We start from the raw sequence: 22,278 nt of genomic DNA, 5'->3' as shown, positions 1-22,278 counted from the left end.
TGTATAAGTTTAAGGAACAATGAAGGTTGTTCTTATTAAGCTTTATTTTAAAAGGGATGTTTATGGGTTCTATGGCTAAGCACTCACTGGAACTGGATTTAAATGATAAAAAATGGTTTCGATATGCTGCCTTTAAAGGAAAATCGTCACTAACCGAAGATTCATTAACAGAACTAGAATCTTTGCCAGGCTTAGCGACGTTATCTGGGTGGGCCGAAGTGTTTTTTGCGCTTATGGTATGCGCAATTTCACTATCTAGTTTTTATTTAGTAGATGCTGTTAAACCATGGTTGGCTTTTTTAATTTGCCTTACAAGCTTTTTATTGGTGTTTATTACCAAACGCATCATGACTTACAAGAAGTATGGCTTTGGTTCTAAATGGGCAATGAGCATAAGCAAGGATGAGCTTAAAGTTGATAAGTTGACGTTTAAAAAGCACCAAAATCGTCCCATCACAATTGCTAAAAATGAAATCGCAGAGGTGTTATTTCACTATACGATGGATCTAAAACGCAAACGAAAGTTTGGCGAACCCCGAGTTAGATTACCTACTTTGCATGTGTGTGAAATTCACTTAAAAAATGGTGATACCCATGAAATTGACGGGATGCGGGTAGGGCTTTTTAACGTATTATATTTAATGGTTTTTCATGGCTATCCATTAAGCTTTAAAGGCACTTTTGCTGGTGGTGCAGGGAATGTCTTAATTTTGTTACTAAGGATGTTTGCTCTATCAGCAATTGCAAGTGCGCTTAGTATGCTTTTCGTTAATTTAAAGCCATGAGCAGTTGTTGTGTATTCTTGAATGAAATAGCGCCTATTAAAATCAATAGACGCAACAGGTACGCTCGAATTAAGCAATAAAGTCAAGGGTTACAAGTAGTCGTTTTTCGCCAGCAGCGAGTGCTGGTGAGCGGTGCACAAGGCCTTTGCCTTCGTTATCTTGCCAAGTTTCGCCTTTTAATAAGGCTACATCACCCACATTTAGAGAGTGAATTTTAGCATTTGCTGTCATTAATCCTGATTCTTCATCGCTTAATCCTTGATGACCAGCGCCAAGTTTGGTGCGATCAAGTCCTGCATTTTGCAACCACTGCGAACCACTACCATAATATGTGCTGACTAACCGGCAAGGGACTTTATCAACATGAAAACGTGGGCACATGGCACGTTCAAGAACTCTTAGGCGTAATCCGGTGCGCTTTAACTCAAATAAATAACAAAACATATCAACAAGCTGAGCGAGGTCGGCTTTAAGCTCTTTTGCTTGAGGTAGTTTTTCAAGGGCTTTATCAATGTCAGCCACAATGCTGTTTTGATTGATCACAGCGTTAATACTGAGCTCTGGGTTGGCTGTAATACTCTCAGCTACTTCTGATTGCAGCTGTTCAGTTAAGTTACGCTGCCAAATTGCAATGTTATGCTCAGGTTTATAAATTTGTGAAAACACCACAGGGCTTAGCGCTGTTGCTGCCGCTGATGGTAGGTTATCAGTGTCATGTTCTAATGCGTAGGCTGTCATTATGCTTCCTCCCAAACAGGAAATGGATCGGGCAGGGTTTGCCAAAGCGCTTTGCCTGCTAATAGTTCATCGTCGCTAAGTAAGCAGTTATCGAGAGCTTGAATGATCGCTGCTTGATTGAGGTTTTGACCAATAAAAACCAGCTCTTGGCGCATATCACCAAAGGGCTCTTGCCATACTTGGTTAATTGAATCTAAGTAGTCGCTATCTGTTGGCCACTGATCTTGCGGTAAGGCTTTCCAAAAAATTCCGCCAAAACCATAGCGGGCTATGCCGCCAGCTTGATTCCATTGGCAAGCAAATTGTGGTCGAGAGGCTAACCAAAAGTAGCCTTTGGAACGAAGTAATTTGCCTTCGCGCTGATTGTTATGAATAAAGTTATAAAATTTTTCAGGGTGAAAAGGTCGGCGGGCCCCGTAAGTAAAGCTGCTAATATCGTATTCTTCGGTTTCTGGGGTATGTTCGCCGCGCAGTTCTTTTAGCCAGCCAGGTGCTTGCTGAGCTTTTTCAAAGTTAAACAGGCCCGTGCCCAAAATTGTATTGATATCAACTTGGCCATTTTCAATGGCAATTAGCTCTGCAGAAGTATTTAATGAGTTTAAAATGGCTTTTAAACTCTCAAGTTCATCGGCACTAATTAGGTCTGTTTTACTAATTAAAATGACATCAGCAAACTCAACTTGATCAATGAGTAAGTCGGCTACGCTTCGCTCATCTTCATCACCTAAGTGTTCGTTGGTTTCTTGTAAGAATTTGGCTTCGTTAAAGTCGTTTAAAAAATTAACGGCATCAACGACCGTGACCATGGTATCAAGCCTTGCAACATCAGACAGTGACACGCCATCTTCATCGGCAAAGGTAAATGTTTCGGCAACAGGAAGGGGCTCTGAAATACCGGTTGACTCAATAACCAAATAATCAAATTGGCCTGTTTGCGCTAAAGCGCGTACTTCAATGAGTAAGTCTTCACGCAGTGTGCAGCAAATGCAACCATTGCTCATTTCTACTAGTTTTTCTTCGCCGCGGCTAAGCGAAACATCGTTTTTAACTGTCGCTGCATCGATGTTTATTTCGCTCATATCATTGACGATTACAGCCACTTTTTTGTCTTCACGGTTATTTAAAATATGGCTGAGCACAGTGGTTTTACCTGCACCTAAAAAGCCAGAGAGCACGGTGACGGGGAGTTTGCTCATGGTAGTGACCCTTAATAAGATTAAACAAAATACGCTAAACGTTTTGTTATAATATATCAATTTAATGTCATTTAGGAATAGTAATCGTTGTTCGAGTAAGACTATTTGGCAGTGTACGAATAGGTACAGCTGGCTTAGTCTTTAGCTAATCAACTGCTTATTAAGGATTTATATGCGCTTAGCCAAACTGTTGTTAGCATTTTCTATTACTTGTTTACCTTATACGTTATCGGCAAAAGAGCCGTTAGCACCAAAGCTCCCTGAGGCTATACAAGAAATCTACCCTACAGTCATGAATCAACAGATTTGGGTTGCAGGAGGTATCTCTACCGAGCTGCCAGCATCAGCGGGTAAGATGACAGCAAAAGTTCATTTTTGGTCACCCGAGTATGCAAGTTGGCAATCAGCACCTAGTTTGCCTGAAGGGCGTCATCACACGTATTTAATCGCAGTAGAAAACAGACTATTTGCTTTTGGAGGCTTTGTTAATAGCCAAGGCCAGTGGACCAATAGCCGTGATGTGTTAATGCTAGATAAAGGCGCTAATGCATGGCAAAAGGTGGCGAGTTTACCTTTTGCGTTAAGTGAAACGGTGGGCGCAGTGCTTGATGGTAAAGTGCATTTAGCTGGTGGCCGCAGCCCAAACAGTGAAAAAAATGGGCAATGGCAACATAGTTTAGATGTGAGTGAGCATTTAGTCTTTGATCCTAATAGCTTCACATTTACAGAAGCGGCTCCTTTACCTTCAGCTAGAAACAGTGCGGCGAGTGCTCAAGTAAACGGTCGTTGGTTTGTGCTAGGTGGCAGAACCGTTGGCGGTGAGCCTAACTCAGACATGCTCGAATACTTACCCAATACAAACACATGGCAAGCACATGCAGCACTCCCTAAAGCACGGGCAGGGCATGCGGCAGCGGTTATTGATAATGCTATCACTGTGTTTGGCGGTGAACATAGCAAAGGAGTTGATCGTGAGGTTTTTAGCTATGATTTGTCTAAGCAGCAATGGCGCAAATCTTTCGAGTGGCAAACGCCACGCCACGGTTTAGGAGCTGTTACGTTAAACGGCCAAATTTGGCTAGTGGGTGGCGCCACAAAGGTAGGACTTTCTGAAACGAGCCGTGAAGTTAATAATGCAAATGTGCTGCTTGAAGGTATGAAAGGTTTATGATTACTGTCTGTTAAAAATAATGTTATATTTGTATTCTCATCAAAAAGTAATAAAATAATACAAATTAAAATTTAACGATCAGGTTTCAAGATGACATTACAAACAAATAGTCCGTTAGTAGAGCAGCGTGCCGATCCATTTGTGCATAAGCACAGCGATGGTTTTTATTATTTTACCGGTTCTGTACCAACTTATGATCGCATTGAACTTCGTAGGGCTGCTACATTAGAGGGCCTAAAAGACGCTGAAACCTTTGATATTTGGTTCAAACATGACAGCGGCCCGATGAGTCGTCATATCTGGGCACCTGAAATTCATTACCTCGATGGCAAATGGTATATCTATTTTGCAGCGAGTGAAGAAAGTGATATTTGGGCATTACGCCCGTATGTGCTTGAGTGTAAAGGTCAAGATCCGTTAAATGATGAATGGGTTGAGCTTGGCATGATGCAAGCGGCTGAGGGCGATGAAAAGTCATTCACTGATTTTTCTCTAGATGCCACTATTTTTGAAAATAACGGTAAGCGTTACTTCTGCTGGGCAGAGAAAACGGGTGGTCAATTTGCGGCATCCAACCTGTATTTAGCTGAGATGGAATCTCCAATTAAGCTAAAAACAGCGCAGTTTATGCTGACGACACCTGATTACGATTGGGAGCGTGTCGACTTTTGGGTAAACGAAGGCCCTGCAGTACTTAAAAATAACGGTAAAATCTTCATTGCTTTCTCTGCAAGCGCAACAGGTGCATGTTACTGTATGGGCTATATGGAAGCGGATGAAAACAGCGATTTACTTGATCGTAATTCGTGGACCAAAACACGTATGCCAGTACTTGAAACAAGTGTTGATAAGAAAATTTTCGGCCCAGGTCATAACTGTTTTACAGTAGCTGAAGATGGTGAAACACCACTTTGTATTTACCATGCCCGAGACTATGAGCACGCAGTTGGTGAACCAAGTGTGGTGCCAAAAACAGACACTCGTCCACTTGAGGAAATAGTAAAAGATCCACTTTACGATCCAAACCGCCACGCTCGTGTGATGGAAGTAAAATACGACGAAAATGGTCGTCCGCTATTTGAATTGTATTAATTTTACAGTGATTCAAAATTCGCTTACAAAGCCATCTACTCAGGTGGCTTTATTGTATGAGGTTTAGTTAGCTAACAATAGCTGGGTACCAGTTTGCCATAGTCACCCCAAATAAGCCGATTAAGAACACGATTGATATTAGCGTCATCAAACAGGCGGTGCCGATAGTGATAAAGGTAATATTCGTTCGAGCTGCATAGCGGACAAGTTCGGCTATTAAAAGGGGGACTAAGTAAGAGCAAAGGCTAACGGCAAGCACGGCAGGCCCTGTAAATGTAGCGGTATCGACGCCTAAGGTGCCAAATACTAAAAACCATGCAAATATGAGTAATCTAAAAAACAACACACCGTTAGCGGCAAGATATAAGCGTATGGCCCATACTTGATGGGCGTTGAAGTTACGAGCCCTTGCGGTTTTAACCGCAAATAGACTTGATACGATAACCACTAAGCCGCCAAACATTGTCAGCGCATGCATCAAGGTATTACCAACCGTTCCTCTTACTATCATTAAATACATGCCAGCAAATGAAATACAGCAAGCTAAAACAACAAATACACGGCCATTATAGCGATGAAATGTTCGGTATTTTGTTCTCAGTTTTTCAATCAGCTGTAAGCTTCCGCCAAGGATCATCACGACAGCAAATAATACATGCACTGCATACATCAAATTCCCCGTTGCATCATTGGCAACATAAGCGGTGTTATTAAGTCGGTTCCAACCAGAAAGACCTGTAGTTAACCCTGTCACTCCATAACCAAGAATGAGGTAAATCACAAAGCAAGTTTGCGCCATTATCAGGCTAATAAACCAAAGCTTTTTACTGTATTCGAGCGCCTTTAAAGGCGTGAGTTTGCTATTTTTGTTAAACATCATCAAATCCATTATATTTTTCTAATACCGCAAATATAAAGGGCTAGAGAAGAAACTCTTCTCAAATTCGAAATTTGATCAATAAAATATTGTGATTATTTATGAGAACTCACACAGGGTTTGACACATTCACTAACAAACTCTTTTTGCTATGTTGATTTTGAAAAAGTACACTTATCTGATTGGTAAAAAATTCATCAATCACCCAATTTAAGGCATGAAGAGTTATGCAAAATACATCCCCTTATTACTTACTCGTTTTCGTTTGTATGGGGCTCATGCTGCTAAATGGCATGAAAAAAGAAAAGCAACTTATTCATTATCTGTTTGCTGTATTTTGTGGCTCGCTTTGCATGGTTGGGGTGCAACAAATTAGTGCGCCCAGTATTGGTGTTTACAGTTATTTAATTGGCTTATTTACCTGCGCAACTTGTAATATGGCTTGGCTTATCTCACGGACTTTATTTCGAGAGCAAAAGCCTATTTCTAAGGTGCATATTGCAGTGGCAACTGTTATTGCGGGGTTAATTATGTTTAACCAGACGTGGCATTATTTGGTGAATATTGATGTAAAGCTTTTCCCTGATAGCCAATTTATGTGGCGTTTAAAGCAAGGTATGGCCGAAATAACGGTGTTGCTATCGTCTAGTATTCTGGTGCTCTCTTTTTGGGAAGCATTACGGGGTTATAAAGGTAAAACAGAAACGCAAAAGTTGCAGGCAAAGATTTTTGCTAGCTGCTACTTCTTAGCTGTATTTAATGCCAGCATTTTGCCTAAATTTTTATTCAGTGAGAGCGAGTTTCGACAATTTGAGCCGCTTATAATTACCTCATCTGCATTGTTGATTGTATTTGCCATGCAGCTAGTAATGTTCTTGCAAAAACGTGCCCACAACAGCGTGCCTGAAGCTGTTGATAGCAAAGTGGTGAACTCTGAAAAGGTAGTGAAAGCTACCAATCAGGCTGAACAATCTGAAAATAATGAGGTAGAGGCTGAGCTTATTACTGGTATAGAAGCACTCATCAATAAGCAGGTTTATTTGCAAACTAATTTGAAAATTTCTGATTTTGCCCAAGCATTAGCAGTACCTGAGTATAAGATCAGCCGGGCAATTCGTTACCACTTTAAAGCTACAAATTTTAATTTATTTATTAATCAGTACCGAATACAGCATGCGCAAGGGTTGTTACTAAAAGACGAAGCAAGTCATTGGAGTATACTCAGTATTGCAATGGAAAGTGGTTTTTCTTCGCTTGCTACCTTCAACCGTGTTTTTAAAAGCATCGTTGGGGTTAACCCTAACGAGTTTCGTAAGCAGAACAACTCAATAGGTGAACAAAAAATCATAGAGCTTACTGACTAAAAGTTACAGAGGCTTTTGCGTTAAATGCTCAGCAATGACCTCAAACATGGTTTGCACTTCTATTGGCTTGGCGATGTAGCCTTGCATGCCAGATTCTTTTGCTTTAGTTAGGTCGGCTTCCATGGTGTTGGCGGTCATGGCGATGATTGGAATATGGGCAAACTTTGATTGCTGTTTAATTTTATTCGCGGCGGTATAACCATCCATTCTTGGCATTTGACAGTCCATTAAAATGCAATCGAATGTGCCTTTTTCTACTGCTTCAATCGCTGCAACCCCGTCTTCGGCGATATCAACAATAAAGCCATTTGAACGCAATATTTGCGATGCGACTTGTTGGTTTAGCGGGTTGTCTTCAACGAGAAGTATTTTTGAGCCCGCGAGCGTTTTAAAACAGGTGTTATCTACTTTGTTTTCCTTTTTAGTAGCGATCCCCATCACATGCTCAAGGGTTTTCAACAGGTTCCCCTTTATAATCGGCTTTAAAAGTATTTCTTCAACGGTTTTATCTAGCGTACTTAGCGTGTCTTTAACTTCTTGGTTTTCAAAAGATGCGAGAATAATGGTTTTTTTAATGTCGATAGAAAGCTGTTTTTTGAGGTTTTCTAAAATGTTATTTTGTTCACAGTTTAAAACGTGCCAATCTAAAAAAATAAAGTCGTAACTATGGCTAATATCGACCTCAGAGAGTTTTTCATCCATGCAATCAATAGTTTTTACATTGATGCTTAATGTGTTGAGCATGCTTTGGAGAATAGCTTCAGGTTGGCCGCTTTGCTCAATAATAAGAGCTCGCTTATGTTTGAAAATGTTTGTGTCGTGGCAGCTTTGCATACCCGATAGCGCAAATGACACATCAAAACTAAAGCAACTCCCTTTGTTTAATTGGCTTTTTACCTCAATGTGACCACCCATAAGATCGATGATCTTTTTACTGATAACAAGACCTAGACCTGTACCGCCAAACTTACGTGTTGTTGAAACATCGGCTTGTGAAAAAGGCTTAAACACACTATTTACTTGCTCTTGAGACATACCAATGCCTTGGTCAATGACCTGAAATTTAATACAAAGAGAGGTATCGGTTTGTGACTCTTTTGTCATTTTTAGCGTGACATTTTGCTGGTTTGAAAACTTAATAGCATTGCTCAGTAAATTTAACAAAACTTGATTGAGCCTAAGTGCATCACCGATTAAAAATTCAGGAATATCATCGTCAATTTCAAAAATGACTTCGATGTTATTTTTCTCAATTAAGCTACTGGCTAAATTAGCTAGGTTAGCGAGAAAGTTGTTTAGATTAAAATCACTGTTTTCAAGTTCGAGCTTATTGGCTTCTATTTTAGAAAAGTCGAGAATGTCATTGATAATACCAAGCAGTGATTTGGCCGAGAGTTGGATTTTTTCAATGTAATCATATTGTTTGTCGGTTAATTCTGTATCAAGGGCGAGGTGGGCCATGCCTAGAATTGCATTCATTGGCGTGCGGATTTCGTGACTCATATTCGCTAAAAACATCGATTTAGCTTGGTTGGCGGCATCGGCTAACTCTTTGGCTTTATTTAAATCCTGGGTGCGAATGATGACTTCTTGTTCTAGATTTTCGGCGGCATGTTTTAGCGTCATATTGGCTTCATATAACTCTAAGGACTTCTGTTCTAAAAGCGCTTCGGCTTCTTTTCGAGCCTGGCGCTCTCGTTCTATTCTACGTTTGTAGAGTTCTTCATCCACATTAAGCTTCTTTTGTTAGAGTAAAAGTGGCAGATTGATAGTTATCCTCAATCTCGCTTTTAATGGTAATAACTTCATTGAAATGTTCGCATGCGCCCTCAATTAAGCCCTCAGCTAGACATGCAAATGGGTTACCAGAGCGATAAAACATTTGCATTTCGCTCTGGCTAATTCGTTTAGTTTCAAAGCTTGGTAATTCAGCGTCGTTGTAGAGCTTTTTAACCTCAATATGTACGTGTTGGTCAATGGTATCAAGGAATTCAAAAGTACTTTCGACACTATCAAAAAAGTGTGGAAATAAAACAAAAAAACGCTTTAACAAATACTTACCATAAGCATGAACTAGTTCATCAACGGGCTTATTTATGTGATTGCTTAATGAGCTGACCAACATTAATAGCTCTTTATTGTCGTAGTTTCCAACGCTGGTGTAAGCGCCGTTTGAAGTAAGTGAGTTTTCTTCAATGATTTTGTCTGCGACCTCATAAGAAAACTCATTTTCGACCATTTCTAAAAACTCGGTAAAGACGATACCTTTCATATAATTGGCCTAATGATTTTTCATACTTAAAGTTTAGATATAAACAAGAGTTTTACAATTTTTATGTATCAAACTTTAGTATGGCTAGCGATAAAATCAGCTATTAAGTTTTTTGCTTTAAATAACACAGACTTTGTCGGGAGTTGTAGCCATGTAGTTTTCAGATGGTTTACTAGTTTCTTTACAAAAAATAAACATTAATTGTGTTTTTGGGTACATGCAGGTAGTCTATCTTTATAGGTAATTTAATATTATAAATAGTTAAGGAAGATAGTCTTGAAGATTTACAGCTCAACTAAGTTGTTAGTGAAAACATTAATAGTACTTTTGTGCTTTACTCAACATACCTTACAGGCACGAGAATGTAGTGCTATGCCAGAATCTGGCAATGTATACTCTGTAATTAATAGGGGGTCTGGCCTTGCACTTGATGTAAATACCAGTGATTCTAGCTCAGCCCCGAATATTATTAGCTACGAATACTGGGGTGGAAATAACCAAAAGTTTCAGCTTATTCAAGAAGCAGATGGCTATTGGATTATTCGCTCTAAATTTAATAATAAAGTTCTTGATGTGTTGAACTCATCGCAATCAAATGGTGCAAATATAATTGCTTATGATGATTGGCAAGGAGCAAATCAACGTTGGTTGTTAAAAGCATCTTCATCGGGCGGCTTCAATATCGTTAATAAGTTAACCGGTAAATCTTTGACAGTTGCAGGCTCAAATAATACTGCAAATGTTTATCAAAATGATGATGCTGGGATCAGTTCACAAAGATGGTTTATTAATCCAGTAAATGGCGACTGTGGGACTACAGGAACCACTCCTAGTGACTTAATAGGCTTTGCATCTCAAGCAGGCCAAGATGGATTGAGCACAACGACCGGTGGTGGGAATAACACAGCCATCACAGTATATAGCTGTGATGATTTAAGTACGGCGTTGAGTTCTGGCTCTGCTGCGGTTATTCAGGTTCCAGATAACACCGTGATTGATTGTAGAACCGCCAATAGAACGGTGCCAGCTTGCCCACTTGATTGTGGCCAATGGGGTGATTACGGTAAAACTTGGTACAGAATACCTGTTGGTAATCAAAGCTGTAGTGAGTTGGGAAGTAGCTCAAACTCAACCGTGAATGTTACCCGCAATGATAGACGTATTATTGTGCAATCAAATAAAACGCTGCAAGGGTTAGGTAAAAATTCGAAAATAATTGGTGCCAGCCTCGTTATTAGCAAGCAGCGAAATATTATTATTAAGAACATTATGCTTGAGGATATTAACCCTGCGCTTGTTGAAGCTGGTGATGCTATTTCAATAGATGATAGTAGTCATGTATGGGTTGATCACATGGCATTTAATAAAATAAGTGATGGATATATTGATGTAGACAATAGTCAAAACGTTACTTTAAGTTGGAATCGTTTTTACGGGCATAACACGCAAGTTTGCGCTAACCAGCATTGGTATACTCATTTATTCAGAAACTCTCAAATAACAGCGCATCACAATTTTTGGGATACAGCAGCAGGGCGAAATCCTAAAGTCGATGGCTATAATTCACGTGTGCATATGTTTAATAATTACTGGAAGAACATTACTTACTTCTCAATTAGTGCAGGTAATGGCGCTGAGGTTTTAGTAGAAAACAATTACTTTGAAAATTCAGCAAAACCGCACTGGAATCAAGGCTCGGGTTATTTTAGTGCCTCAGGAAATGTTTACACTGGAAGATCAGCAACTGATCAATATCGTGATAGCGGAGCAGCGGTATTTGGTGATGTTCAACGCTATCCATATCGATTAGATGATCCAAATTCTTTGGGCAGTAAAGTGAATGGCGGAACAGGCCCACAATAAATACTTATTGTGAGTTGGAAAAAGCTCAGCTATTACTAAATAGCTGAGCTTAACGTTTTAAATTGCAACTAAGCTTTGCTCCAGCATCGCTTTAATTTGCTTAACAATTTTAGCTTCTGTCTCGGGCTCAAATTGCTGAATACGTGGGGTGTGAATATGCCCTGTAGGGATGTCTGAATTAAGCTCATCACGCAGTCGAATACTACGATACGAAATTTCATTTGATAAGTAGCCGCCACCACCACCTTTGACAGCAATCGCACCTTCTAATTCTTTAAGAGATTGTGGCTCAAATGCTTTTTCAAGCGTAACGACTTTATGATTGTCGTTGATTGGGAATGGCCCTTTGGCTTTTTGCATCTGCTTAACTGGTAAGCTAAAAGTGACAAACTCATTGCCCGGAAGAGGGCGGTCGTTTAGGCTCGAAATTTTCGGTGCAGTGGCTGTGCCGCCATACACAATATTGGCGTTATCGGGTGCCGTTACACTACGGCGTTTACCCGGGAAGCGTTCAAGATCAAAGTCTTTGCTGCCCATACTGATAGTGGCAATCATATCGACATTGTTAAGTGCGTAATAGGGCGCAAGTAATGATTCGATAATACCTTGGTCAAAGTCTTCGTAGCGTACTGGCACCATTACCGTATTGATCTCAGCGCTAATGCCATTGTAATTAATCACTTGGCCATCAAGTAATAATGCCGCAACACCTGATGGGTTACTTTGATTAATATTTCTATCTAAAAGGAACGGATCAAAACCTGTAATTAAAATGCGTTTATCGGTTTTTTTACTGTAATCAAGGTCGGTTCGGCCTCGGCTGCCATTTTCAAGCATGGTTAATAACGCGGTTTGTTCACTGTCGGTCATTGCAAACTGAGGTTTGCTGGTGCGAATAATCTTGCTTGAAAGTAAACGTGCCCAATACAGCTCTCGGTCGTCGAAGCTGTTGGTTTTAATTATACGCGCTTTGGCATCGCGCCATAATTGTTTGGCGTAATCATCAATAAGGTCACTTGCTTGCTGATAACTGGTGGCAGCTTGCCATTGTTTTTCAAATTGATTTACTTCATCAGAAAAAGCACTCAACACCTTTGGCATGGCTTTGCTGGCTTTTTCAATACGCAGTTCTTCAACGGTTAAATTGGCTGCAAATGCAGTAAATGACGAGGCGATTAAGCTAGTGGCAAGTAAAACTTTTTTCATGATTATCCTATTTAGTTACAGCAGGTTTTGTAGGCTTGAGTTAACTATCCTATGGATAAAAGCTGAGCGCAAATAAAATCGCTCAAAACAGAATTAGAGAAATAATGAATGAACAGAGATAGCGCTTTTGCTCAATACTTTACCTCAAAGGAAGGACTTTAAATGTTCGATATGGGTTAATTAATTATCGTTTTTCGGTAATTTTGGTTTGTTTTTTAACTTTTTCAGTGCCATATTAGTTTTTTTACTAGAAGGATCGTGAAAATGAAATTTGGTTCTATAGCAATCGTTTCGCTGATTGTGTTGTTATTAACTGGTTGTACGACAATTAAAGTTGAGGAGTCTCACTTTTTGTATCCGGATAAAAAAATAACGATGCGGGAAATACAAAATGTTGATGCGACAGCTAAAAAGCAAGAAGTTACTTTATCCACCGATGAAGGCATCACTCTTAAAGGCACCCTAATTAAAGTTGCAGATGCACGCGCAACAGTTATTTACTTTGGTGGCAACCAGTTTCGCGTTAGTGCCGCAGGCGGGGATCCTGCCAAGCTACTTTTACCTTTTCAGGTAAATATTCTAATGATGGACCATCGCGGTTATGGGCTGAGTTCTGGAGTACCCAGTGTGGCTAACCTAAAAGCTGATGCATTACTGGTGTTTGATTATGTGAAAGGCAGAGCTGATCTAAGTACTTTGCCTGTGGTGATCCATGGTCATTCTTTAGGAAGTATGATCGCAGGTTATGTTGCCAGTCAGCGCAACGTCGATGCTCTCGTACTCGAAGGCAGTGTGACAAATGTTGAGCAGATGACAGCAGCACGAATTCCGTGGTTTGCTAAACCGTTTGTTAGTGTTGAATTTAGTGAAGAGATTAATCAAGTTGATAATTTAAAAGTATTACAAGTTTACCAAGCACCGCTATTAATAATCACCGGTGAAAAAGACACACAAACGCCACCTGAGTTAGCGGAAGATTTATATCAACATGCAAAATCTCAGCAAAAGCAGCTTTACATTGCAAAAGGTAAGCATCATTCAAATGCGTTGACAGGTAAGCAGTTAGCGACTCACTATGAGCAACTTTTAAAACAAATAACACTGAGTAAATCGTCATGAAAAAAATAGTGTGGATGAGTACGCTGATCCTAAGCTTGCTACTTTTTACGCTTATTAGTTTGTTAGTAACAAGCATTATTGTCCTTTTCAGTGACAGTGATGTGTTAAGTTTTACGCAAAGTAACGGTGCGCATTTGTGGATTGGCCTTGAAGTCAGTGGATCTTGGCAAGGAATCGCTCAGACATTGGGTGAGCATGGCTTTGATAGTGTTTTATGGCTGGGTCTTGTGCAATTGCTGCCGTTTTTTCTTATCAATATAATTTTGATTCGGTTATTTCTGCTTTACCGATGTGGATCTTTTTTCACTATTGAAAATATCCAATGTTTTAAATGGTTAGGTGGCGTATTATTAGCGCAATTTGCACTAGTTGTCTGCTATCCATCACTACTTATAACTCTTCTTAATTTTGCAACAGGAACTGATATGGGAAGAGTCGTGACGATACAAGATACTGATATTATAGGTTTAGTGGTGGGGTTGATTATTTATGTTATTGGTTGGATTATGGGCCAAGCACAGCAACTACAAGAAGAGCAAGAGTTAGTGATTTAATGGCGATTATTATTGATTTAGATGTTGTGTTAGCTAAGCGAAAAATGAAATCTACAGAATTAGCTGAAGCGATAGGTATTACGCCACAAAACTTATCCGTTCTTAGGGCTGGGCGAGCTAAAGCTGTACGCTTTACAACCTTAGATGCAATTTGTAAGCACTTAGGTTGTCAGCCAGGTGATATTCTGCGTTTTGAAGATGACTAACGCAAAATGAGTTTTGTTTGTTTAGTTTGAGCGTCTTTTAATAACTTGCGGTATTTTGCCGGGGTGACGTGCATTATTGCTTTGAACTCTTTGATTAAATGGGGCTGATCGGTAAAGCCACACTCTACAGCAATATCTGCAAAGCTTTGCTCAGGGTTCTCCTTAATTGCTTGTTTAGCCAGTTTTACTCGGTAAATACGTTCAAAATATTTAGGTGTGACACCACATTGCTCCTTAACCTGCCTTTCAAGTTGACGTTGACTCAGTGGGGCACGCTGATAAGCCGTTTCGAGAGGCGTTAACTCAATGAGATTACGGATTAAATGTTTTGAGTGTTTATTATGTTGATTTAATCTGTGCTGGCTAGTGAAATACGATTTGACCAAGGTCACAAACTTTTCGAGGTTGGCACTCTGTTGCAAGGTTTTTGCTATAGCATTTAATGAGCTCTTTGCGACGATAGGGTGTGCAGAGCGTTCAAGTTCAGGTAATACGGTCGGGTTAAAACGAATACCACAGAACACAGCATTTTCTGAAAAAGTAAGTTTAGAAGCATGTGTAGATGTTTGTTGGAATGCATAAGGGGGGAGCAACTGATGGTCATCAAGCAGTAGCTCACCTGCAACAGGAAATATAACACCTGTAGCTCCGTCACAAGCAAGCCATTGCTCCCCTTGAAAATTTGCCTTGGCAAACCAAATAGCTTGAATACTTTGGGCAATATCACCTTTAGGGGTCATCAGTTCTAAGGTAAGGTGGTTACTCATTAAACTCCACTTCAGGTTTAAATATTTTCACAATACGGTTCCAACTATTAATGGCATTAATAGCGATTGTGAGAGCGACTAACCCTTCGTCTGTAAATTCTTTAACTAGCGATTGGTAGAAAGTATCATCAATTGGCTGTGCTTGTGTCAATTTTTCTGACAAAGTTAGCGCAAGTTGTTCTTGGTTAGTGTAAAAGGGCATATCTTTCCAAGCACATAAACCAATAATACGGTTCGTAGTTTCACCATAGTCTTTTGCTTGTTGTGTGTGCATCGCAATACAAAAAGCACATTGATTAAGTTGCGACACTCTTAATTTAATAAGCTCCCATGTTTTTAAGCTGAAAGTCGTTTCGGCAGCCTGTTTTATAAGTTGCTCTTGTTCCATTAGGTGCTTTATTAGCAGTGGTTGTAAAGAAAAATAGTTAGCTCGTTTCATAAATGATCCTTAAATAATATTTTCAACGAGCTTAGTGCTTATGCATTGTTTAATATTGCAAAAAAACGACATTTTATAGAGTTTCTTAGACACGCCAATTAGCACCTTATTTTGAATCCTGCTATGCTACGCGCATTTGCAACACTGAGTATTTGAGATGATTAACGATAACGATGTAATTGAAACATTAGATGAGTTAGAAACGTTTTTACGCCTAGTTGAAAATGGCGGTTTAGGGCTTGAGAACGTAGCCGGAGTTGCACTTGCTACAAACAATAGTGATGGTCGCCCATTTGTTGCGGTGCTTGATGATAGTCATAAGCTGCTATTGGGTCGTTACGTAAGTAATGATGTTTATGAAAACGGTAAAGATATGATCCGTTATGGGACTAAAAAAGCACATTAGCGTTTTTCATGTTGATAATGAATTGCTATAGTGGCGGCTCGTTTTCATGATTATCTATTAGTTTTAGTTAGTTTTAAAAGGAAGTTTGTTTATGAGGTTTTTAATGTTGGCCTTGGTTGGTTTAGTTTTATCTGGATGCGCAAACTCAGGTAAAGAACAAGCAAGTAACGATGGCTTAATTTGTAAAATGGAAAAACCGACTGGCAGCAATATTGCTACTCGCGTGTGTCGTACACCAGAACAAATTGCTGCTTTGGAAAAAGAAGGTAAGCAAGGGATTCGTGATATTCAAAGAAATAGCACTAATACAATAAAATGAATTAGTGGCTGCAATAAGCTCTATAGTATTTTAGCGTTTCAATGGCCACATGTTAATTGTGGCCATTTTTTTTGATTGTATTTTGATATTTTATTTTGTGCGATGACGCTGCTGTACGTCACTTGCAAAATATCCATATAAACAGAACTAAGTTTAATTTTTGCTGGCGTTCTTTTGTATCTAATAACTAATAATGTTAATGGTTTAGCTAATAGTGTTAAGTTCTCTATGAATACTCATTACCAGTTCGCTAGGAATGCATAACTGATTGGCCAATGTGTCTAAGTAGTGTTTAGAAACTGTTTGGTTCAAATCAATTGCACTGGCACTGGCTGCATATACTTCAATACCCATTTGTGCGTTTGGCACAGCGGCAACTAACTCTGATAGTTGCATTGGTTTTCTTAGCTCATCAAACAGCATGGCTTTTTCTTGCACTGACAATTGCATTGTTTCTACTTGTGCGAAGATTTTTTGTCTTTCGGTTTCATCAATGTGGCCATCAGCATAGGCAGCTGCAATCATAGCGCGCATGAGTAATAATTGCCCATCACTGTGATTATCGTCGATTGCATCAGTGAATGACTGCTCAGGCAGCGTGGCGGGAGTAAAATCAAAACCACGTGAACTAGTTTGCTGAACTGGGGCTGATTTTTGCTCTGAATATTGTTTATAGGCTTTCCAGGCAAGACCACCTACAGCAGCCAATGCTCCGTATTTAACGGCTTTTTTACTGCTCTTTTTACTTTTTCTGCCCATCAAGCTCGTTAGCCCACCGCCGGCAACTCCACCCAAAAAGCCATTCAGCGCGCCTGATTTATTTAAATTACCCACTAATTTTTGTAAGTCTTTCATTGTTCTCTCCTTGCAGATATGTGCCCAGATTAGGTGATTTAAAATCAAAAGGAAACGAGATAAATGTTACAAAACACATCAGTTAACAATTGGTGGTATATTTTTATTGGGTATTCTATCGGCAATATTAAAACCTGCAATTGGGGTGAATAGGGATTAACTTAAGTCAAGAAAGCCAGCAAACTAGCTGGCTATCTATTGGTGAAAATATAAGGTTTAAATTAAGGTAAACGTCCCTTGCATAATTGCGTAGTGACCAGGGTATGAGCAGAAAAATGCATAATTTTCGCCCTCTTTTAAAAGGTTGCTTGCGAAGGTTACGCTGGTTTGTTCGCCACCCCCTATAATTTTAGTTGCAGCAAGTACACGGCTATCACCTTCTTTTAGGTAATTTTTGTCAAGCCCTGCGCCCATGCCATCGCTGGCGATATCTGGAATATCTGCTTGTTTAGAAAGCACCCAGTTATGGCCCATGGCATTTTTTGGTAATTTGCCAGTATGTTTTAGTGTTACCGTCACTTCTTTACAGCTTTTTGGGGCAGTTAATGACTTAGTTGAAAACTGCATCATATCGTTTGATTCAATTGTTAGTTCACATTCATTAGCATTTGCTGAAGCTGCAAGAATAAACAAAATAGAGCCTAAAATTTTCTTCATGGTATTCTCCTTAAATGAACATATTTACACAGTGGCACGTGCATCTTTAGTTAGTTGAACAAGTGCTTTTCGTACTGCTTGAGGGTTATCACATACCTCATTAAAAGGGATGTAGTAGTTCTTGTTATGGCTTCTGATGTAGCAGCCTTGCGGTAGCAAACCATTCATTACTGGTGCTGTGTCGTCAACATGGTAGTGATGGTTTAGAATTAAGGACATTGCATCTTTGTGGTCTTCGTTCATATGATTGATCATATGCAGCTCTTGGTTGTCATCCCATGCTTTTTCTGATGTAAGCCATTCATCTTTTTCAATCCAAAAAATCTTGCCAAAGCCGCCTATATAGCGAATGCGAACAGGGTCTAATTGCCATAAGTTAAAGTCATGAGCGCTACGATAAGAGTCAGCTTCTGGGTATAAAGCAATATATTTGTTGAGTAATACTTCAGCATTTTCTGCTGGAACTAATGAGCCATCACCCACGATGGTTACTCGACCATGTTCGTTTTGATCGCCTGTTTGCGCTGCATCAAATATTGTTAGGCTCATGCGCTTGTCGTGAACTAGGTTTTTAGTGTGTTGAGCAATATCGCTGATAAAAAAATACAGTTTTCCTTGCTCATCACACATGTAAGGAGTTACAGAGCCAAATGGATAGCCGCGTAAATTATATGAAAGGGTAGACATTACTCCGCTATTTTTTTTGTATACCAATTGCTTGGCGTCGTTGACGGCTTGTGTTCTCATGAAAACTCCTGACGTTGAGAATAAATCATTGGGGCGTCATGCAGTGGATGTGACTTAACATACAAAGGCATGGCGTAAATGTGTTTTAAATTATGTTCAGTGAGGACATCTGATGTTCTGCCAGACGCCAAAATGTGTTTTTGATGCAACATAATAATGTCGCTGGTATAAAGACTTGCTAAATTTAAGTCGTGGATTGCAATAATGGCGGCATTGCCTTGCTCAACAAACTTGTTAACACAACCCAATAAAGCATGCTGGAGGCGCATATCGAGCGCTGAAGTTGGCTCATCTAATAACATGAGCTTCGGCTGAGCATCATCACTAAATGCATCGAGTTGCGCTAAACAACGCGCCATACTCACTCGTTGTAACTCGCCGCCCGATAAAGCCGTGGCACGACGATCTCTCAAGTGACCCAGCTCCATAAAATCAATGTATTGAGCTACTTTTTTAGCACAGTGCTGCGTTGTTTCTTTGTAAGAGTAGCGCCCCATTGCGACAAGCTCTTGCACTGTGAATGCAAAACCTAGCTGCTGAGACTGCATAACAACGGCACGTTGATGGGCCAGTTTAGCTTGGCTAAATTTTGCTAAGGGGTGGTTGTGGAGCAGTATTTCACCTTGATAAGGATGACTTCCGGCTAGAGTGTGGAGCAAGGTGGATTTTCCAGCTCCATTTTCACCAATTAAGCCCACACATTGACCTGCTTTAATCTCACCAGTTAAATCTTGCAAGATGGCTTTTTCGCCGTAATTAACACTTAAGTGATTAAAACTAAGCAATTGCGCCTCCTTGCTTACTTTTTAAAATAAGGTAGATAAACAAAGGCGCACCAAGTAGGGCGGTGATAATCCCAATAGGAAGTTCTGCTGGCATGACTAATGTGCGTGCGAGCCAATCAGAGAGTAATAAAACGATAATGCCAAGCAACATACACAAAGGCATCATAACCCGTAAATGGGGACCCACCATAAGCCTTGCAATATGCGGAACAACCAAACCAACAAACCCGATTAAGCCTGTCATTGCGACACTTGCTCCCACACCTAATGCAACTAAAATAATGATTTGAAATTTAAGAGTTTGCGTGTTTATTCCTAAATACTGAGCTTGTGATTCACCTAGCAGTAAACAATTCATTGGTTCTTTTAAATACCACAGGCCAATTGCACTGATAAGTAGCAGTGGTAATGCTTGATTTAAATTAGCCCACGTAGCACCGCCAAGTGAGCCCATAGTCCAATAGTTTATTAACCTCAGCGCACTGTCATCAGCATAAAAACTTAATAACCCTATTAATGCAAAGGCAAGAGCGTTTACTGCTACACCGACCAAAATCAAGGTCGTCACATTAACTTGACCGGCCTGTTTAGCGATCAGGTAAACAAAAAGCGTGACAGCCAATGCACCTAAAAATGCGGCATAAGGTAAATATTTATCGGCTTGAAAATCAAATTTCGCACCCAGTGCGATAAATGCCACTGCAATAACTGCAGCGCCTGAACTAATACCAATAATAGATGGGTCGGCAAGTGGATTACGGCACAGGGCTTGAGTCGCCGTTCCTGTTTGAGCCAGCACTAAACCAATCATTACAGCTAACATAAAACGTGGTAAACGAATTTGCGTAACAACATTAATTTGTAACGGGTCAAACTGTGTAAAGTGCTCTGGCGCAAGCCAAGCAATAGCTAAACGCCAGTCCCAGCCGGCGGGGCCAAAACCAATACTTAGTAAAGATAAGGCGGCAATACTCAGAACGCAAAGGACTATCCATTTATTAGGAAAAAGCCTTGTTCTTAGCACTATTGGTAAAGTAATTGAACCGTTCATAGCTTATTGCGATATTCACTAACTTGCTCAATGGCAATCGCTATTCTTGGTGTTAACCCCAATGATAATAAACTATCCATAACCAGTAACTTACAGTTTTGTGCTGCTTTTAATAAAGATAAAGCGGGCAGCTTACAAAATGCATCTTTACCACCTAATGAGTAAACGACATGAGCAGGTGCAATAATAAAATCGGGTTGCTCTACGGCAAGGATCTCTCTATTTAATGGTTTAAAGCCTGAGTGAGTCTGCGCTAAGTTTTTAATTCCAGTATATTCAAACAACATTTGCGGCACGGTATCAGTACCGGCAGCAACTAAGCCTCTATCATTGGCCGATAATAGAAAAAGTGCTTTTTTACCAGTAAGCGAAGATTTTTCAGGTAAGCTATTTTGGATTTTTTGATTTAAAGCACGTGCTTGCTCTTGCGCACCTAATTCATTACCTAAATTAGTAATTAAGCTATTTAGCTCACTGATAGAGTCTGGCTTAGGGTAGGTTTTTAACGTTACACCAGTCGAACTGATTTGTTTCAATACTTCAGGTCTGCCAGTTCCTTCAAGTGCAAAAAGTGCCGTTGGGCGTAAAGAAAGTACACCTTCCGCAGCAAGATCGCGGTAATACCCAACCTGAGGTAACTCTGTGGCCGCTTTTGGATACATACTCGATTGATCAACACCTACTAGCTCTTGCTGCTGACCTAACGCGAATATAATTTCTGTTAATGTTCCTCCGGCACTTACTATTCGTTGCTCAGCGAAGACTGAGCTTGAAAGCAGTAATAACATGACGCTTAAGTATTTCATATTTGCACTCACTTGAATGATAGTAGCCCTATTATAATTAATTAAATGCAAATGAAAATAGTTATCACAATCAATATGTGTTTGGGGGTGTAACTTCGTAGTTCAACTCTTTGTGCTAGTCTTGTTGGATGAAATTTAGATTATACTCGATCATCTATTACTTTGAGGGCGGGAGGCTTGCATGAGGCGTTTTTATGAAACAGAACGAACTTTAATGGATTATCGAGAAAGAGAAAAAAGCCGTTGGCTTAGGATGCTTTTTATTACTGTGATTAGTATTGCAATTTCTTTACTGATTACTTTCTTGATTCTTCTTGCTACAGGGACAGAAATGATGCCTATCATTTTTATTATAGCGACAATTGCTCCTGCAGTTACTGCACCAATCGTTTCATGGTCTATTAGTGGTTTGATGATTAAAGTTCAAAAATTAGAGGAAACACATCGAAAACTAGCAATGTATGATCATTTAACAGGATTGCTATCTCGTCGAGAGTTTCTAGCTCAAGGGAATGAACTATTGCAAATGTGTCAAAGTAATAATCAACCAGTTGTATTTGCTTATTTAGACTTAGATCACTTCAAAAAAATTAATGATACATACGGTCATGCTGCTGGAGATGAGGTATTGGTAAGTTTTGCAAACCTAGTCAAGAAAACTTTAAGGCAAGAGGATTTACTAGGTCGTTTAGGGGGCGAAGAGTTTGCTCTAATTTTGGTAAACACGCGAGTGGTAGAGGCAAAACAGAAGCTAGAATTGCTCCGTAAATCTGTCGCAAAGATGACAATTAATTACGCTGAGCAACCGCTAAAGATTACAGTTAGTTTAGGGGTAGCTGATTGGGACCGTCCTCATGAAGAAAACTTAATATCGTTAATGAAAAGAGCTGATAATGCACTGTATAGTGCTAAATCATCTGGGCGAAACCAGCTTGCATTTGCCAAGCTATTTTAATGGCTTGCTCCATAAAAACACTGATATATTGTTTGTCTTTGAAACATC

General features: G+C 39.8%; 25 protein-coding genes. 11 read left to right on the top strand and 14 right to left on the bottom strand.

The genetic code is table 11. The features are described from left to right. The first annotated feature begins 62 nt into the window (after window positions 1-62). Window positions 63-785: a hypothetical protein gene (locus tag AOG27_RS05160; RefSeq protein WP_054551912.1), complete on the top strand. Its 723-nt coding sequence runs from the start codon at window positions 63-65 to the stop codon at window positions 783-785. Window positions 786-854: 69 nt separating this feature from the next. Here the strand turns inward: AOG27_RS05160 and AOG27_RS05155 are convergent, their stop codons facing one another. Next, on the bottom strand, window positions 855-1,523 hold the full coding sequence (locus AOG27_RS05155; protein ID WP_054551911.1) for a DUF1826 domain-containing protein: 669 nt from the start codon (window positions 1,521-1,523) through the stop codon (window positions 855-857). Beyond that, window positions 1,523-2,719, bottom strand: a complete 1,197-nt coding sequence (zigA, locus tag AOG27_RS05150; RefSeq protein ID WP_054551910.1) for a zinc metallochaperone GTPase ZigA — start codon at window positions 2,717-2,719, stop codon at window positions 1,523-1,525. Before zigA ends, AOG27_RS05155 begins: the two co-directional genes overlap by 1 nt. Window positions 2,720-2,891: 172 nt before the next feature. Here zigA and AOG27_RS05145 point away from each other — a divergent pair, with 172 nt between their 5' ends. Together AOG27_RS05145 and AOG27_RS05140 are read left to right on the top strand one after the other, a co-directional pair. Then, window positions 2,892-3,890 carry a Kelch repeat-containing protein gene (locus AOG27_RS05145; RefSeq protein ID WP_054551909.1) on the top strand — a complete coding sequence of 333 codons (999 nt, stop codon included), beginning with the start codon at window positions 2,892-2,894 and terminating at the stop codon, window positions 3,888-3,890. A gap of 90 nt (window positions 3,891-3,980) precedes the next feature. Beyond that, window positions 3,981-4,982, top strand: coding sequence for a family 43 glycosylhydrolase (locus AOG27_RS05140; RefSeq protein ID WP_054551908.1), 1,002 nt, complete (start codon window positions 3,981-3,983; stop codon window positions 4,980-4,982). A 67-nt stretch (window positions 4,983-5,049) separates the two neighbouring features. On the opposite strand, the gene AOG27_RS05135 is transcribed toward AOG27_RS05140, so the two are convergent. Next, window positions 5,050-5,862, bottom strand: coding sequence for a DUF2306 domain-containing protein (locus AOG27_RS05135; protein ID WP_235523674.1), 813 nt, complete (start codon window positions 5,860-5,862; stop codon window positions 5,050-5,052). 224 nt (window positions 5,863-6,086) lie between these two features. Between AOG27_RS05135 and AOG27_RS05130 the strand changes: the two genes are divergently transcribed. Next, complete coding sequence (locus AOG27_RS05130; protein WP_235523673.1) at window positions 6,087-7,223, top strand: helix-turn-helix domain-containing protein; 1,137 nt, start codon at window positions 6,087-6,089, stop codon at window positions 7,221-7,223. Window positions 7,224-7,226: 3 nt separating this feature from the next. On the opposite strand, the gene AOG27_RS05125 is transcribed toward AOG27_RS05130, so the two are convergent. Beyond that, on the bottom strand, window positions 7,227-8,954 hold the full coding sequence (locus tag AOG27_RS05125; RefSeq protein WP_054551906.1) for a response regulator: 1,728 nt from the start codon (window positions 8,952-8,954) through the stop codon (window positions 7,227-7,229). A 1-nt stretch (window position 8,955) separates the two neighbouring features. Continuing rightward, window positions 8,956-9,495, bottom strand: a complete 540-nt coding sequence (locus AOG27_RS05120) for a heme NO-binding domain-containing protein (protein ID WP_054551905.1) — start codon at window positions 9,493-9,495, stop codon at window positions 8,956-8,958. A 276-nt stretch (window positions 9,496-9,771) separates the two neighbouring features. On the opposite strand from AOG27_RS05120, the gene AOG27_RS05115 reads away from it, so the two are divergent. Then, window positions 9,772-11,358, top strand: coding sequence for an RICIN domain-containing protein (locus AOG27_RS05115; RefSeq protein ID WP_152967110.1), 1,587 nt, complete (start codon window positions 9,772-9,774; stop codon window positions 11,356-11,358). 57 nt (window positions 11,359-11,415) lie between these two features. Here the strand turns inward: AOG27_RS05115 and AOG27_RS05110 are convergent, their stop codons facing one another. Continuing rightward, entirely contained in the window at window positions 11,416-12,564 is a 1,149-nt protein-coding gene (locus tag AOG27_RS05110) for a hypothetical protein (protein ID WP_054551903.1), read from the bottom strand. 264 nt (window positions 12,565-12,828) lie between these two features. Between AOG27_RS05110 and AOG27_RS05105 the strand changes: the two genes are divergently transcribed. From AOG27_RS05105 to AOG27_RS05095, 3 genes are read left to right on the top strand one after another with little or no spacing between them, the layout of a single operon-like run. Further along, a complete protein-coding gene (locus AOG27_RS05105; RefSeq protein WP_222938019.1) occupies window positions 12,829-13,683 on the top strand; it encodes an alpha/beta hydrolase in 855 nt (284 codons plus the stop codon). Further along, window positions 13,680-14,237 carry a DUF2975 domain-containing protein gene (locus tag AOG27_RS05100; protein ID WP_054551901.1) on the top strand — a complete coding sequence of 186 codons (558 nt, stop codon included), beginning with the start codon at window positions 13,680-13,682 and terminating at the stop codon, window positions 14,235-14,237. The genes AOG27_RS05105 and AOG27_RS05100 overlap by 4 nt, the downstream gene beginning before the upstream one ends. Next, the gene (locus tag AOG27_RS05095; protein WP_054551900.1) at window positions 14,237-14,443 is read left to right on the top strand and encodes a helix-turn-helix domain-containing protein; all 207 of its coding nucleotides are present in this window, start codon (window positions 14,237-14,239) and stop codon (window positions 14,441-14,443) included. Before AOG27_RS05100 ends, AOG27_RS05095 begins: the two co-directional genes overlap by 1 nt. Here the strand turns inward: AOG27_RS05095 and AOG27_RS05090 are convergent. Both AOG27_RS05090 and AOG27_RS05085 read right to left on the bottom strand, forming a co-directional pair. Then, entirely contained in the window at window positions 14,440-15,210 is a 771-nt protein-coding gene (locus AOG27_RS05090) for an AraC family transcriptional regulator (protein WP_054551899.1), read from the bottom strand. The genes AOG27_RS05095 and AOG27_RS05090 overlap by 4 nt on opposite strands. Continuing rightward, window positions 15,203-15,649 (bottom strand): carboxymuconolactone decarboxylase family protein, encoded by a 447-nt coding sequence (locus AOG27_RS05085; RefSeq protein ID WP_054551898.1) that lies wholly within the window; start codon window positions 15,647-15,649, stop codon window positions 15,203-15,205. Before AOG27_RS05085 ends, AOG27_RS05090 begins: the two co-directional genes overlap by 8 nt. A gap of 157 nt (window positions 15,650-15,806) precedes the next feature. On the opposite strand from AOG27_RS05085, the gene AOG27_RS05080 reads away from it, so the two are divergent. Both AOG27_RS05080 and AOG27_RS05075 read left to right on the top strand, forming a co-directional pair. Further along, on the top strand, window positions 15,807-16,055 hold the full coding sequence (locus tag AOG27_RS05080) for a hypothetical protein (protein ID WP_054551897.1): 249 nt from the start codon (window positions 15,807-15,809) through the stop codon (window positions 16,053-16,055). 91 nt (window positions 16,056-16,146) lie between these two features. Continuing rightward, entirely contained in the window at window positions 16,147-16,374 is a 228-nt protein-coding gene (locus AOG27_RS05075; protein WP_054551896.1) for a hypothetical protein, read from the top strand. 204 nt (window positions 16,375-16,578) lie between these two features. Here AOG27_RS05075 and AOG27_RS05070 read toward each other — a convergent pair whose 3' ends face one another. The 6 genes from AOG27_RS05070 to AOG27_RS05045 all read right to left on the bottom strand — a co-directional run bounded on the left by AOG27_RS05070 (window position 16,579) and on the right by AOG27_RS05045 (window position 21,275). Beyond that, entirely contained in the window at window positions 16,579-17,229 is a 651-nt protein-coding gene (locus AOG27_RS05070) for a tellurite resistance TerB family protein (RefSeq protein ID WP_054551895.1), read from the bottom strand. A 216-nt stretch (window positions 17,230-17,445) separates the two neighbouring features. Then, window positions 17,446-17,886: an azurin gene (gene azu, locus AOG27_RS05065; protein WP_054551894.1), complete on the bottom strand. Its 441-nt coding sequence runs from the start codon at window positions 17,884-17,886 to the stop codon at window positions 17,446-17,448. A gap of 24 nt (window positions 17,887-17,910) precedes the next feature. Then, window positions 17,911-18,633 carry a HugZ family protein gene (locus tag AOG27_RS05060; RefSeq protein ID WP_054551893.1) on the bottom strand — a complete coding sequence of 241 codons (723 nt, stop codon included), beginning with the start codon at window positions 18,631-18,633 and terminating at the stop codon, window positions 17,911-17,913. Next, the gene (locus tag AOG27_RS05055) at window positions 18,630-19,418 is read right to left on the bottom strand and encodes a heme ABC transporter ATP-binding protein (RefSeq protein WP_054551892.1); all 789 of its coding nucleotides are present in this window, start codon (window positions 19,416-19,418) and stop codon (window positions 18,630-18,632) included. Before AOG27_RS05055 ends, AOG27_RS05060 begins: the two co-directional genes overlap by 4 nt. Then, window positions 19,411-20,469 carry a FecCD family ABC transporter permease gene (locus AOG27_RS05050; protein WP_054551891.1) on the bottom strand — a complete coding sequence of 353 codons (1,059 nt, stop codon included), beginning with the start codon at window positions 20,467-20,469 and terminating at the stop codon, window positions 19,411-19,413. The genes AOG27_RS05055 and AOG27_RS05050 overlap by 8 nt, the downstream gene beginning before the upstream one ends. Continuing rightward, the gene (locus AOG27_RS05045) at window positions 20,466-21,275 is read right to left on the bottom strand and encodes a heme/hemin ABC transporter substrate-binding protein (RefSeq protein ID WP_054551890.1); all 810 of its coding nucleotides are present in this window, start codon (window positions 21,273-21,275) and stop codon (window positions 20,466-20,468) included. The genes AOG27_RS05050 and AOG27_RS05045 overlap by 4 nt, the downstream gene beginning before the upstream one ends. Window positions 21,276-21,456: 181 nt before the next feature. Here AOG27_RS05045 and AOG27_RS05040 point away from each other — a divergent pair, with 181 nt between their 5' ends. Further along, window positions 21,457-22,230 (top strand): GGDEF domain-containing protein, encoded by a 774-nt coding sequence (locus AOG27_RS05040; RefSeq protein ID WP_082389195.1) that lies wholly within the window; start codon window positions 21,457-21,459, stop codon window positions 22,228-22,230. Window positions 22,231-22,278: the final 48 nt, after the last annotated feature.

The sequence above is a fragment of the Pseudoalteromonas lipolytica genome (assembly GCF_001306915.1).
GTDB classification, from domain to species: domain Bacteria; phylum Pseudomonadota; class Gammaproteobacteria; order Enterobacterales; family Alteromonadaceae; genus Pseudoalteromonas; species Pseudoalteromonas simplex.
This window is presented reverse-complemented; position numbering and strand designations above follow the sequence as displayed.